Annotated in this window: 13 protein-coding genes and 1 other annotated feature; of the genes, 4 read left to right on the plus strand and 9 right to left on the minus strand. The window is 43.4% G+C overall.

The window, feature by feature from the left end:
- Positions 1 to 340, plus strand: a 340-nt coding sequence (locus tag CHH58_RS15395) for a malic enzyme-like NAD(P)-binding protein (protein ID WP_283162800.1), incomplete at its 5' end; no start/stop codon positions are given.
- A 46-nt stretch (positions 341 to 386) separates the two neighbouring features.
- On the opposite strand, the gene CHH58_RS15400 is transcribed toward CHH58_RS15395, so the two are convergent.
- Positions 387 to 1832 (minus strand): NADP-dependent glyceraldehyde-3-phosphate dehydrogenase, encoded by a 1446-nt coding sequence (locus tag CHH58_RS15400; protein WP_249275154.1) that lies wholly within the window; start codon positions 1830 to 1832, stop codon positions 387 to 389.
- 268 nt (positions 1833 to 2100) lie between these two features.
- On the minus strand, positions 2101 to 2703 hold the full coding sequence (locus CHH58_RS15405) for a TetR/AcrR family transcriptional regulator (RefSeq protein WP_095228503.1): 603 nt from the start codon (positions 2701 to 2703) through the stop codon (positions 2101 to 2103).
- A 112-nt stretch (positions 2704 to 2815) separates the two neighbouring features.
- On the opposite strand from CHH58_RS15405, the gene CHH58_RS15410 reads away from it, so the two are divergent.
- The gene (locus CHH58_RS15410) at positions 2816 to 3364 is read left to right on the plus strand and encodes a hypothetical protein (protein ID WP_095233660.1); all 549 of its coding nucleotides are present in this window, start codon (positions 2816 to 2818) and stop codon (positions 3362 to 3364) included.
- Between the two features lie 18 nt (positions 3365 to 3382).
- Here the strand turns inward: CHH58_RS15410 and psiE are convergent, their stop codons facing one another.
- Together psiE and CHH58_RS15420 are read right to left on the minus strand one after the other, a co-directional pair.
- A complete protein-coding gene (gene psiE / locus CHH58_RS15415; protein WP_095228500.1) occupies positions 3383 to 3820 on the minus strand; it encodes a phosphate-starvation-inducible protein PsiE in 438 nt (145 codons plus the stop codon).
- A gap of 26 nt (positions 3821 to 3846) precedes the next feature.
- Entirely contained in the window at positions 3847 to 4974 is a 1128-nt protein-coding gene (locus tag CHH58_RS15420) for an alpha-hydroxy acid oxidase (protein ID WP_095261426.1), read from the minus strand.
- A 117-nt stretch (positions 4975 to 5091) separates the two neighbouring features.
- Here CHH58_RS15420 and CHH58_RS15425 point away from each other — a divergent pair, with 117 nt between their 5' ends.
- Positions 5092 to 6375 (plus strand): aminotransferase class I/II-fold pyridoxal phosphate-dependent enzyme, encoded by a 1284-nt coding sequence (locus CHH58_RS15425; RefSeq protein ID WP_095262774.1) that lies wholly within the window; start codon positions 5092 to 5094, stop codon positions 6373 to 6375.
- 27 nt (positions 6376 to 6402) lie between these two features.
- Here CHH58_RS15425 and CHH58_RS15430 read toward each other — a convergent pair whose 3' ends face one another.
- The 3 genes from CHH58_RS15430 to CHH58_RS15440 all read right to left on the minus strand — a co-directional run bounded on the left by CHH58_RS15430 (position 6403) and on the right by CHH58_RS15440 (position 9368).
- The gene (locus CHH58_RS15430) at positions 6403 to 7227 is read right to left on the minus strand and encodes a GNAT family N-acetyltransferase (protein WP_095262775.1); all 825 of its coding nucleotides are present in this window, start codon (positions 7225 to 7227) and stop codon (positions 6403 to 6405) included.
- An 88-nt stretch (positions 7228 to 7315) separates the two neighbouring features.
- A complete protein-coding gene (locus CHH58_RS15435) occupies positions 7316 to 8770 on the minus strand; it encodes a DHA2 family efflux MFS transporter permease subunit (protein WP_095228492.1) in 1455 nt (484 codons plus the stop codon).
- Positions 8771 to 8798: 28 nt separating this feature from the next.
- On the minus strand, positions 8799 to 9368 hold the full coding sequence (locus CHH58_RS15440; RefSeq protein ID WP_095228514.1) for a TetR/AcrR family transcriptional regulator: 570 nt from the start codon (positions 9366 to 9368) through the stop codon (positions 8799 to 8801).
- Positions 9369 to 9586: 218 nt separating this feature from the next.
- Here CHH58_RS15440 and chrA point away from each other — a divergent pair, with 218 nt between their 5' ends.
- A complete protein-coding gene (gene chrA, locus CHH58_RS15445; RefSeq protein WP_095261429.1) occupies positions 9587 to 10768 on the plus strand; it encodes a chromate efflux transporter in 1182 nt (393 codons plus the stop codon).
- 46 nt (positions 10769 to 10814) lie between these two features.
- Here chrA and CHH58_RS15450 read toward each other — a convergent pair whose 3' ends face one another.
- Positions 10815 to 12017, minus strand: a complete 1203-nt coding sequence (locus tag CHH58_RS15450) for an MFS transporter (protein ID WP_170937659.1) — start codon at positions 12015 to 12017, stop codon at positions 10815 to 10817.
- A 64-nt stretch (positions 12018 to 12081) separates the two neighbouring features.
- Positions 12082 to 12330: a binding site (T-box leader), on the minus strand.
- 15 nt (positions 12331 to 12345) lie between these two features.
- Positions 12346 to 13392: an ion channel gene (locus CHH58_RS15455; protein ID WP_095262777.1), complete on the minus strand. Its 1047-nt coding sequence runs from the start codon at positions 13390 to 13392 to the stop codon at positions 12346 to 12348.
- Between the last annotated feature and the right edge of the window lie 48 nt (positions 13393 to 13440).

Below are 13440 nucleotides of genomic sequence, written 5' to 3' on the forward strand. Positions count from 1 at the left end.
TGGTGCACGTGTTATCGGTACTGGACGCTCTGACTTCCCGAACCAGGTGAACAACGTACTTGCATTCCCTGGTATTTTCCGTGGTGCCCTAGATGTTCGCGCAACTGGCATTAACGAAGAAATGAAGATCGCAGCTGCAAAAGCAATTGCCGAGCTAATCGACGAAAGCGACTTGAACGAAGACTACGTTATCCCAGCTCCATTTGATCCACGCGTTGCACCAGCTGTTGCGAAAGCAGTAGCAAAAGCAGCGATGGATACTGGAGTCAACCGTATCACTGTTGATCCAGAAGAAATAGCTGAGAAAACTCGTCAACTTACAATCATCGACGAAGACTAAACATAAAAAAAGAGGAATCCCCGCGGGATTCCTCTTTTTTTATGTTTTATTTATCCAAGTTCAATACAGTCAATTTTTCTCTTGTCATGGAAAGGATGCTGTTCGCAATACCTTGCGTTCCCATACCAGAACCTTTTACTCCAAGGAACGGGAAGTGGTCAGGACCACGCTCTGTGCGTCCATTGATTTGGACAGCGCCTGTTTCCAATTCGTTCGCAATATAGAAGGCTTTATCTACATCACGAGTGAAGATGCTAGCTTGCAAGCCGTACTCGGATTTATTGGCGATCTCGATTGCTTCCTCATCAGATCCAACGCGGATGACAGGCAGTACCGGACCGAATGGTTCTACCCATGCAACATCCATATCTTCGGTTACATGATCAAGCAATGTCGGATGAATCAAATTGCCTTCACGTTTGTTACCTGCAATAAGTGTTGCGCCTTTTTCTAAAGCATCATCGATTAACGCTTGCACGCCGTCTGCTGATTTACTATCAATCAATGGAACAACTGTATTGCCGTCTTCTGGAGATCCGACAGCTAATTTTTCCACTTCAGCCTGCAATCTTGCAACCAAGTCATTTGCCACATTATCATGAACAAGTACACGCTTGATTGCTGTACAACGCTGACCTGAATAAGAATATGCTCCGCTGATGATATTCTTCACAGCTTTATCAAGATCCGCATCTTCGCGGACGATACCAGGATCCTTACCGCCAAGCTCAAGAACGACAGGCTTCATGCCAGCGATTTTCGCCAAGTTTTCACCAGTTTTAGTTCCTCCAGTGAAGGAAACCATGCTAATATCTTTATGCTCCACAAGGAAGTCACCGATGACAGATCCGCGGCCAGTGACGATATTGACGACACCTGCTGGGAAGCCAGCTCGGTCGAACGCCTCCATCATCTTGATACCGCTTAGAGCGCCTTGTGTTGCAGGCTTGAAGATGACCGTATTACCGGAAATAAGTGCTGGAGCCAGTTTGGATGCTGACAAGTTTACTGGATAGTTGAATGGCGAAATTGCCAGGATGACACCTAACGGTACTCTGTCCACAATACCAACCTTGGAGCTGGATCCACCTGGGAAACGATCGCCTCTCATGCTCTCGCCATTGGTGTGCAATGCTTCCTGCGCAGTATAACGGATATAGTCATAAGTCCGCTGTACTTCGCTTTTGGCATCCTTCAGGCTCTTACCAACTTCAAGCATCATTGTTTGTGCAAGTTCATCCTGCATAGCAAGAAGTTCATCCGCCCATTTATAAAGCAGATTTGCTTTTTCCTGCAAAGGAACCTTTGCCCATTCTTTCTGTACTTGCTTCGCAGATTGGATTGCTGCTGCTGCCTCTTCCTGAGACAATGCCTGCACAGTACCGACGACACCCTCTTTGTACGGAGACATGATTTCTACGACATTTCCTGTGGTGCTTTCTTTCCATTCGCCATTCACGTAATAACGTTGTGCTGTTAATGTTGACTCCACTACTTTTTCCTCCTCGTGTTGCAGTTAGTTTATTTAATTAAAAAACTTAAAAAAGTTTCTGACACTCATTCTACTACTAACATTTTTATAATGGAATCATTTTGCTCAAAAAAAATAATTAAATTTTTTCCATGATATCAAGGTTTCTAAGTATATAACATATAAGATTAGTATGTCATTTTTATTATCCAATTTACACCCGCCGCAAAATTGAATCTATAAATTTTAGTTAAATTGGCACTCTTTTTTAACTAAAAAAAGAGGAGCATCAATTGCTCCTCTTTTCTTCCTGGCATAAATCATCTACATATTCGGTTAGAATTTCTGCAGCATATTCGCCGGAAAAATTCTCAGGATCAATGAAACGGTGAAAAGCTAATCCATCAATTAGAGCATATAGTTTTTCCGTTTCCTTCAGCAGATCTTTCCCCTCTTTCATGTTTCCACTTTCAGAAAGGAATATTAACAAACGTTGCACAGTCTCCCGGATACCATCTGTTTGGCGGAAAGCGTCTCCTTGCTTGTATTTAAAATGCAGTGTGAACATAAACCATACTTGCATTTCTGCCATTGTTTCCTTATCAATTGGAATAAGCTCCAATAAAACCTTTGTTACAAGCTGTTTTGGCTGCAGCACCTGTTGAATCACTTGCATGATTCTAGCTTCGCAGCGGGCTTTAACAAGCTCCATCGCATAGTGAAGCAGTTCTTCCTGCGTCGTGAAATAATGGCGCAGCGCACCAAGTGACAAATTGGCTTCTTTGGCAATATTCCGTACAGAGGCTGCCTCTATCCCGCCATCCATAATGACCTTCCAAGTTGCTTTGGCTATATATTGTTTTCTTGCTTCATGATCTATTTTTTTTGGCATAGCTTTACTCTAGCAAAAACTTTATTTGAAATCAATTTATTTAATACGCTTGTATCACAAAAGCTCCCGTGTTAGCATAATAATACAACTGTACTATAAAAGGAGATGAAAAATGAACGGCATTATTGTTTTAATCATTCTATGTGAAGTCGGTTTTTGGGTTTTTATTGCTGCCGGGCTGATCGCTCGCTATGTGTTTAAACTACCTAAAGTCGGTATAATCCTGCTCGGAGCAACCCCTTTAATTGACCTCACACTTCTTGCAGCCACTGGATTTGATCTAGCTCGCGGGGCAACAGCAACAAACGCCCATGCCATTGCCGCTATCTACATCGGCGTCAGCCTTGCATATGGAAAATCTATGATACGCTGGGCCGATCAGCGATTTGCCTATTACATCACAAAACAAGGTGAGAAACCAAAGAAATTCTACGGAAAAGAGCATGCAAGAAAAGAAGCGAAGAGCTGGCTGCAGCACTTGCTTGCATACATCATAGGTGCTGGTTTATTGCTCGCCGTCACCTATTGGATCAATGACCCGGTTCGGACAGAAGCACTCACCAGCGTCCTGCGCATCTGGTCGATTATTCTCGGTATTGATTTTATTATCAGCTTCAGCTATACCCTGTTTCCAAAAAAAGAGAAGCATACCAGCTCTTAAAGCAGTATGCTTTTCTTTTCAGAAGTCTTCTTTCTTTGATCTTTCGTTAGCTCTATTCATGATGAAATAACAAATGACAAGCATGAGAATTGCACCACAGAAAAACAATGTATTAAGCGCACTCTCATGGTAGACGACGATAAGACGAATCAATGCTGTGATACCGATATAAAGAAAATAACGGATTGGAAAGTGATAATCCTCCTGAAAATACTTTACGATCATAGCAATAAACTCAAAATACAGAAAAAATACGAGGATATTATTTAAGAATTCCAGTCGGGAAGTATTGCCTTCATTAAACAAGGAGTTGGTGATAATATCAATCAATTCCTTCACTAGCAATATGGTAATAGCGATAGCCAAAAGAATTAAGGCTACATTTAATACGTATTGCAGGACGGTTGCAATCGTTGCTTTCGTCCGTTTTTTCTTTGTATGTGTTTGTGTCCGCATAGTTTCACCTCTAAAATTACTATTCCCTACCTCTTTACTAGATAAGCTGCATCAATGTTCTTCGTGCATGACACTCCTGACAATGAATAGGTCAGTTGTAGCTCTGTTCGCAGATCCTCGATCACCCGGCTTACCCCAGCTTGTCCGCCAGCTGCGAGTCCATATACATAAGGCCGGCCAATCAGGACGCTGTCAGCTCCCAGGGCAATTGCCTTGAATACATCTGCTCCACTCCGCACACCGCCATCTATTAATATCGGCACTGCTCCATTTACTGTTTTCGCAATAGCGGGCAATGCACGCAAAGAAGCAATGGCACTATCAAGTTGTCTTCCGCCATGGTTGGACACAACGATAGCATCCATTCCTAATTTGACTGCCTGCTTGGCATCTGCTGGGTGCAAGATACCTTTCACAACAATCGGCAAGCTTGTCTGTTCCCGCAGGAATAACAAATCATCCCATGTAAGATTCGGATGATGAATATTCTCCAGTATCGCTTCTCTCACATGCTCTTCTGTAAGCTCTGGTACCAGTTTCTTAAAAACAGGGTCATTTATGTAATTTGCTGCTCCTTTTAACAGCTTTAGCGGTGAATATCCATTCCGGTAATCGCGTTTCCGCCAGCCTAGCAGTCCTGTATCGACCGTTACTACAATTGCCTTATAGCCCGCTTCCTCTGCTCGTTTTGCCATGCTGGCAGTTAAATCACGATTCTTCGACCAATACAATTGGAACCATTTCACTGCTTCAGGTGCTGCGGCAGCAATCTCTTCCAAGGAAGCAGATGTAACAGTGCTTGCAACAAACGGAATACCAGCAGCTGCTGCAGCTTTCACACTGCCAAGCTCCATCTGTGAATGAAAGATTCCTTGGAACCCTACCGGTGCCAGCATCACCGGCATACTTTGCGACTGCCCGAACAGCTTAATAGAAGTATCGACATTTGAAACATCCCGCAGTACGCGCGGCAGGATGTCGTACTCGCTGAATGCTTCTCGATTATGACCGAGTGTCATTTCATCTCCAGCTCCGCTTTGCAAAAAACCAAAGGGACCAGCTGGAAGAATCTCGCGAGCCCGCTCTTCCCACTCCGCTGCAAACAACGGATAATCACTTACCTTTTCTCCGATTCTTGTAAAAACATTTCCCATTTCCTTAACCCCCATTCCTTTCTTTGTAATATTAATAGAATAATTCGAACACGTTAGGAATTCCACTCTTTTCGTGTTAAGATAATCTTTGAAAAATATGCAACGGAGGCGGCAACCATGGCTAATTATCAAGATCTTTCGAATGAAGCGTTACAACAGAAATACAATACGCTGCAGGATGCATACGAGGCGATCGCCAGTCAGCAGCTGCAGCTGGATATGTCCCGCGGGAAACCATGTACCGAACAGCTTGATCTTTCCCAGCCGATGCTCGATATTATCACATCAAGCAGCACAGTTAAAACGGAAAATGGAACGGACGCCCGAAATTATGGTGTATTGGACGGTATTCCAGAAGCAAAGGCATTTTTCGCTTCTATCCTAGATGTTGAACCAAAGCAAGTAATCGTCGGCGGAAACAGCAGTTTGACTTTGATGCATGATTCTATCGTTCAATTCCTGCTTCATGGTGTATCCGAGGAAGCAACACCATGGATCAAACAAGACAACGTGAAATTCCTCTGCCCTAGCCCTGGCTATGATCGTCATTTCACAATTTGCGAAGCATTAGGTATCAAGATGATTCCTGTTGCAATGACTCCTGAAGGTCCTGACATGGAGGAAGTGGAAAAGCTCGTTGCAGCGGATCCGCAAATCAAAGGCATTTGGTGTGTACCTAAATACAGCAATCCGGATGGTTTTACATACTCCGATGCTGTTGTTGATCGTCTTGCTGGCATGCAGACGGCTGCAGATGATTTCCGGATTTTCTGGGACAATGCATATATCGTGCATCATCTTACAGAAGAACCAGATGAACTTAAAAATATCATGATAGCAGTGGCAGAAGCGGGGAATCCGGATCGTGTCATGGAATTCACTTCTACTTCCAAGGTGACTTTCCCAGGCTCTGGTGTTGCTGCTCTTGCTTCCAGCGAAAAGAATATAACTTTCTATAAAAAGCATCTATCTGTTCAATCAATTGGGTCGGATAAGTTGAATCAGATGCGCCACGTAGCGTTTTTGAAAGATAAAGACACACTCTCTTCCCATATGAAAAAGCACGCCGGAATCATTGCGCCAAAATTCCAGACTGTCCTTACAATCCTGGAAGAGAAGCTGGGTGATAAAGGCATAGCCGATTGGACGAATCCGAAAGGCGGCTACTTCATTAGCTTGAACACAATGGAAGGCTGCGCCAAGGATGTCGTAGAGCTTGCCAAGAAAGCCGGTGTAACCTTGACTGGCGCAGGTGCAACCTACCCTTACGGCAAAGATCCATATGACCGGAACATCCGTATTGCACCAACACTGCCGCCGACTGAAGAACTGAAAAAAGCCATCGATGTACTATGCTTGTGCGTCGAAATGGTGAGCATTAATCGTCTATTGCAAAAATAAAGTAAGGCCGCCCTTAAGGCGGCCTTTTTATATAGAATAAAGATAATAATCCTGCTGGCTCTCCTTTATAAATCCGGTCGACGTATATAAAGACAATGCCTTTTCATTCTCAGGCTGGACCTCCAAATAGACTGATTGTCCCCGCTGAGCTTCCATCCGCACAGCTTCCCGCAGAGCCTTTCCCCCATATCCTTTTCCTTGGAATTCTGGCAGAACAGCAAAACCATATATCTCACTTCGTTCTTTCTCATGATGGATACGGATTTTCCCGACTGTGTTATCTTCCACCTCAATCATGAAAAACTCCTTCTGAAATCCGTCCTTTTCCAAACGGTCATTATACATTTTTGCTTCCTCCGCTTGGAAATCGAAGCAGACGACATCTAATTTTATCTTCATTTCGATATCTTCTTTAAAAGAAGGTCGCAAACAGATTGATTCATCCAAATCAGGAAGTTCTTTTCCCTCCCATTTCATCATGTACTCTGATTCTTCATATGTACACGTTATTGAATCTAACCATAACTTGCCTGATTCACTGTTTGCCGGGACATTCAGCAGTATGTGTCGAGCTTTTTCCAGGGCAGGATGACTGTTCTGGAATAACCTACCGAAGATGCCTTTCCGGCGGTAATCTGGATGCACCATACCGCATACCTCAATTTTGCTCCCGAAACTATATAATCCAAAAAAACCAACAAGCTGGCCCGAATCATATGACAGAAAATCAGTCTGCTCCTCTTCCTTTCTGTTCTCAAGCATATCCCAATTAAGCTTCAGATCTATACTGTCGTATCTTTCTACTACTTGCTGAAGTGCTTTTATTTCTTTTAATTGTTCAATTGCAAGCAAACACATTACCCCCAATTCCTGTTTACCCACTTATCATACCTTAATTTTCCACACAAAAAAACCCGCCGAATATACGGCAGGTTTTTAATTAATTTGCTTGATGATCCACTTTCACTCGTCGGATGAAGAAGCTGATGACCACACCAACTATAGCAACAATGATACCAAAGATAAACGAACTTTGGACACCTTCAGTGAATGCTTGAATCATTGTAGCTGGATCTTGTGGATTAGCTGCATCTTCCATAAAGCTCTTCTGTCCAGCTGTCATGATAGAAATCGCTACAGCAGTACCGATTGCACCAGCAACCTGCTGCAATGTGTTCATGATAGCTGTTCCATCTGGGTACAGACTAGGAGGCAGCTGATTCAAGCCATTTGTCTGTGCTGGCATCATGATCATTGAGATACCAATCATCAAAGCGATATGCAATCCAATGATGAAGCCAGTAGACGTGTCTAGAGAAATAGTAGAGAACCCGAACATAACCAAAGTGACAATGATAAGACCAGGAGTAACAAGGAATCTTGGTCCGTATTTATCGAATAGTCCCCCCATGACAGGTGAAAGCAAACCATTGATAACTCCGCCCGGAAGCATTGTCAATCCGGCTACTAGCGGTGTAAGCGCTAGAGATGTTTGCAAGTACAATGGCAGCAAGATCATAGAAGAAAGCATAACCATCATACTTACTAAAATCAGTACTAAGCCTAATACGAACATCGGATATTTAAATGCATTCAAGTTCATCATCGGCTGATCCATCTTAACCTGACGAACAGAGAATAAGATAAGACTCAAGACACCGGCTGCAATAGAAACGATTACAATTGGGTCACCCCAACCGCCGCCTTCACCAGCATGACTGAAGCCATAAACTACTCCGCCGAAACCAATAGTGGATAAGATGATAGACAGGATATCGATTTTCGGTTTCGTCAATTGTGTTACGTTTTGCATGAAGAATGCACCGAAAACAAATGCAACTATTAGTAATGGCAAGGAGAACCAGAAAATCCAATGCCAAGTCATTTTATCAATGATTAAACCTGAGATTGTCGGACCTACTGCAGGCGCGAACATAATAACTAATCCGATCAATCCCATTGCTTTACCGCGTCGATGAGGCGGGATGATGTTTAGGATTGTATTGAACATTAGCGGCAGCAATAGCGCAGTTCCTACTGCCTGCACAATTCGTGCGATTAACAGCACGGTGAATGTTGGTGCGACGGCAGCAATGATAGTACCGATAATTGAGAAGACCAAAGATGTTAAAAATAGCTGACGTGTCGTGAACCATTGCATGATTAAACCAGAAACTGGCACGAGCACACCAAGTGTCAATAGATAACCCGTAGTCAGCCATTGAGCTGAAGATGCTGAGATACCAAACCCATTAATAATATTCTGCAGCGCAATATTCAGCGCTGTCTCACTAAACAGACCGACAAAACCAGCAATCAAGAATGAGATGATGATTGGCATAGCTTTGATATTGCTGTTGTTCACAGCTGTTGAAGCTGTATTATTACTATCCATTTGCAAAGCTTTCTCCTCCAATGTGGAATTATTGTTTAAGTAATGACGGAAGCTGTTTCGCCACACTATACAGTGGGCTTCCTGATGCACTTGTCAGAGCCAGGGTTACGGCCCCTTCTATCAAAGCATTTATCGTAACAGCTAAATCTTTTGCCATTTCTTTTTCATAGCCAAAGGTGATCAATCGATCTGCATATAATGCCTGCCAATCCGCATAGGCATGCTGGCAGCTGTTTCGCAGAGCTTCATTAGTAGCTGCCGTCTCAGAAGCAATCAGTCCGATTTGAACTCCATCCATTTGATGTTTTTTTTCAAAATCATGGGCAATCTTATGGATATGATATTGAAAAGCCTCTGCTGCAGTGTCCTTCTCGTTTAAATCCTTAGCCGCTCCTTCTAATACATGCTTCTTCATGAGCATGATTGCTTCTACAGCAATCTGTTCCTTCCCATTAGGAAAGTGATAATACAGCGATCCTTTAGGAGCACCGCTTTCTTCAATGATCTGATTCAAGCCTGTGCCGTGATAGCCTTGTCGCTGGAACAGCTCCGAAGCGGTACGTAAGATGAGTTCTTTTGTGCTTTCCTTCTTTTTCACTGCTCCATACAACCTTGCACCCCTTAAATTATAACGATTGGTCTAGATAATAATAATTTTTTTTGTTTAACCTGTCAAGAATGTGATCTGCAATTTTTTTATAAAGTTATCGTAAATTATGAAGCACTAGAGTAAAGGGAAATGTTATAGTACAGATGAATTTTTATAACACCTTTCACACTGCACCATCGATTAATATATGGAAAGGAGCACTAAATATGACAAATAACCAAAGAAAATTATCAGCTCTTCTCGAAATATTTCTTATTTCGCTCCGCTTAGGCTGCACTTCCTTCGGCGGACCTATTGCTCACCTCGGATACTTTCAGGATGCATATGTGCGCAACAAAAGATGGCTCAGTGAACAGGCATACGCAAATCTAGTTGCATTAAGCCAGTTCCTCCCCGGCCCCGCCAGCAGTCAAGTCGGAATCGGTATTGGAATTATAAGAGGCGGTATACTTGGAGGTATTATCTCGTTTATCGGTTTTACTCTGCCTTCTGTCCTTATACTCATCTTATTCGCTCTATTACTTGGACAAACAAACCTTGCAGATGCTGGATGGATCCAAGGGTTAAAGCTCGTCGCTGTTGCCGTTGTTGCTCATGCCATACTTGGAATGAGCCAGAAGCTCACATCAAATCCCATAACGAAGGGAATTGCATTAGCCGCTTTAGCGCTCACGCTTTTATGGTCCCATCAATTGGCGCAGCTACTAGCCATATTACTTGCAGCCGGTGCTGGATATTTATTGCTGCACCCGAATCAGAACGATAAGGAATCTGGTCATTTAAACATTTCTATCAGTAAGAAGGCCGGTGCAATTTGCCTGAGTCTGTTTTTGCTTTTATTAGCCGGACTTCCTATGCTGCGCGCGATAACAGATGCTCCGTTGCTTGCGATGGCTGACAGCTTCTATCGTGCAGGTTCACTCGTATTCGGGGGCGGTCATGTCGTCCTTCCGCTTTTGGAGCGCGAATTCGTCACAAGCGGCTGGATCAGCCAGCAAGACTTTCTTGCAGGTTACGGAGCTGCTCAAGCAGTCCCCGGGCCGCTCTTTACATTTGCAGCTTATCTAGGGACCGTGCTTTACGGATGGCAAGGTGGATTACTAGCTACTGCAGCTATTTTCCTTCCAGCCTTTCTGCTCTTAATCGGAGCTCTGCCATTCTGGACGAGTCTGCAGAAAAACAGCAGCTTCCGTAAGGCCTTTGCCGGGATCAATGCTGCAGTTGTAGGAATATTGATCAGTGCATTCTTCATCCCCATTTGGTCATCGACGATTCATACAGCCACTGATATTGCACTTGCTGCTATCTTTTACAGCTTGCTCGCTTTTTGGAAAGTTCCAGCATGGGCTATCGTATTTCTCGGTGCTGCGTGCGGCTTGGTTTTATAAGGTTTAGTAAACGCATATAAGAAAAAGCCTGGTATCCAGAAGGATATTAGGCTTTTTCTCGAACTAATGCTCTTTTGCTAATTATGGCTAAAAAGATCGTCAGCGACAGCATGATCAAACAGCCAGTCTGCACTGCTGCTGCTACACTCGTCAGCTGATTGATACCAGCCAAACCTGCTGTCATCCCGATAATTAAAATTGCTTCTATCGATTGATACATACTCAGCATACGACCCATTTTTTCGACTGGAACATGCTCTTGCATATAAGTTACATATCCAGCATTCGCAAAAGCTAGCGCACCGGATAAGATGAATACACCTGCACTTGCTGGGAAAAAGCTTTGAGAAAAAGCAAACAGTACATATCCTAAGGCTCCTCCGGCTGCCCCATAAGTAAGCAGCTGTATGGAACGGAAATGGCGACTTACGATAGTCAACAGTACTGAACCCGAAATAAAACCGATTCCAGCAATACTTACAAGCAGCCCATAAGCTGGTTCTGATAATCCGATTGCTTCTGCAGAAAAAGCAACTTCCATGGAATCGATGGCCGCAGTCATGACAGTGATGCAGCTGAACAGCAGTAGCAATACGGTCAGCATGACGAACTTTTTACTGAAAGCTGTAACAAGACGCCAATCCTCTTTCCAAATGTTCAGCCATCTCCCCTCCTGCCTTTCTTCCAAGATAACTTTTACAGATGGTAAAGCGATACATATACTAACAGCTACCAGCAGTAATACTATATTAGCGCCCAGCGCAACCTCAACAGATCCTGTGCCTACTAAAATCCCTGCAGCCGCCGGACCTAATACAAAGCCACTGCCATCCGCAATAGCACGGTACGAATTGAATTTCTGCCAGTGTCGTTCTCGGATTAACCCAGTTATATACGGTAAACTGGCAGGCTCAAAAATGGCTCCTGCAGCTGCAACGAAGAAAACCAGCACATAAATTTGCCACAGGGAAGTAGCCATGATCATCCCGGCTATTCCTAAGATCCTTATAACATACAACAGGATCATCAACTTCCTATTATCCAGTCGATCAATAATACTGCCAGCCCAGCTGTTCATCAGTAATCCAGCTGCTGGCTTGATCATATAAAGGATTGCAACAGCTGCTGCAGCACGATCTGCCTGCTCGTATACCTTTAAATTCAAAGCGATCAAATACAGCCATTCCCCACAGGATGCACATGCAATTGCAATCAGCATTCCGATAGCACGCAAACGGTATTTCTTCATCTTCATTCCCCTCTCTCTGTTTGAAGTGAAGCAAATAAAAAAATCCCACCCCCAAGATTGTCATCTTAGGGGCGAGATACCGTCGCGGTGCCACCCTAGTTTCCCCAGCAGGTCACCCAGCCAGGCTCAAAAAGTACACACATTGCTGCGTAGACCCTTGTGCGCTAACGGGCACTCCCGGCCTGCCATCATCTTCATCCGGCAAACAGCTCTGCGGTTTGTTCAAGCTTGGCTCCTTCACCCTTTTCACCATCGCAGGGATTCTCTGTAGAAAGAGTTTACATGCTCTACTGTTCCACTTCATCGCTTGTAAATTTTTTCTATAATATCATGTAAAAGGATACTGCACAATACTTCTTGAAATTTTTTCGTAAGCTTCATCACTTGCTATGATATACAGCCGATCTTCGGTCCGAAGGGAAGTCTCCCTTTCTTTGAGATAGTTCATGTCTTGATTGATACAAAGCAAGACTATTCCCTCTTTTGTCAGCTCTTCTTGTGCATCTTGATATGTTTTCCAAATAGAATCTGGTTGTATTTCATAAATATTCGTTCCATATTGTTTGCTCAACAGCTGACGGAACAGATTGGATGTTCCCGGTGCCATTACAGCCTTCGCCATCAGAAGGGAAACAGAATCATTGGATAGAATAAAATCATCAATGGATATATGCTCAAATTTAGGTATATGTGTTTCATTATTGATTTCTACAACAGTATGTATATTGGTATTTTCTTTCTTGGAAAGCCCTTCGACCGCTGAAGCTATCAAGAGTGTCTTGGCATCTGCTAGTAGTGTAGATTCCAATTCAGGATCAGAGAATACAGCAACGCGCGCTGCTTCCAGAAGATTCGCATGAATCAAAGTTGCTTCATCTGAAGGGTCTCCTTGTACAAACGCAACTTGTTCGTGATCGAATGGATGCTCTTTCGTATCATCCACGACGACAATAAAAGCATTCTTTTCACTTGCCAGTACTTCCTCGATTGATCTTTTCACCTTTTTTGACCAGCCGATATAAATATAATGTCCCTTCTTTTTGATCATCAGTTTCCCCTCCCTTTGCATGCGCTTATACGCTGAAGCACCGTCAACGATTTTCCCAATCAATACTCCAATTACACCTATTCCGAACAGGAACAAAAAGATCCCCAGCAGTCTTCCAGGTATCGTCTCTGGATAAAAATCTCCATATCCGACTGTAGTGACAGTCGTCATCGTCCACCAAAACCCATCGAACAATGACGGAAAATTATCTCTCTCGATTAGATGAATACCGACGGTTCCTACCAGCACAACAAGGACGGATGCTAAAGCTATTGAAAGAAAATTAAACCCTGTAACGCTCTTCCATAAACGAATGAAAAAAAGCATGATCTCTCCTCCTAGACTTCCATTATAACTGGAAAAATAAGAGAAATG

It is taken from the genome of Terribacillus saccharophilus (assembly GCF_002272745.1).
Lineage (GTDB): Bacteria > Bacillota > Bacilli > Bacillales > Amphibacillaceae > Terribacillus > Terribacillus saccharophilus_B.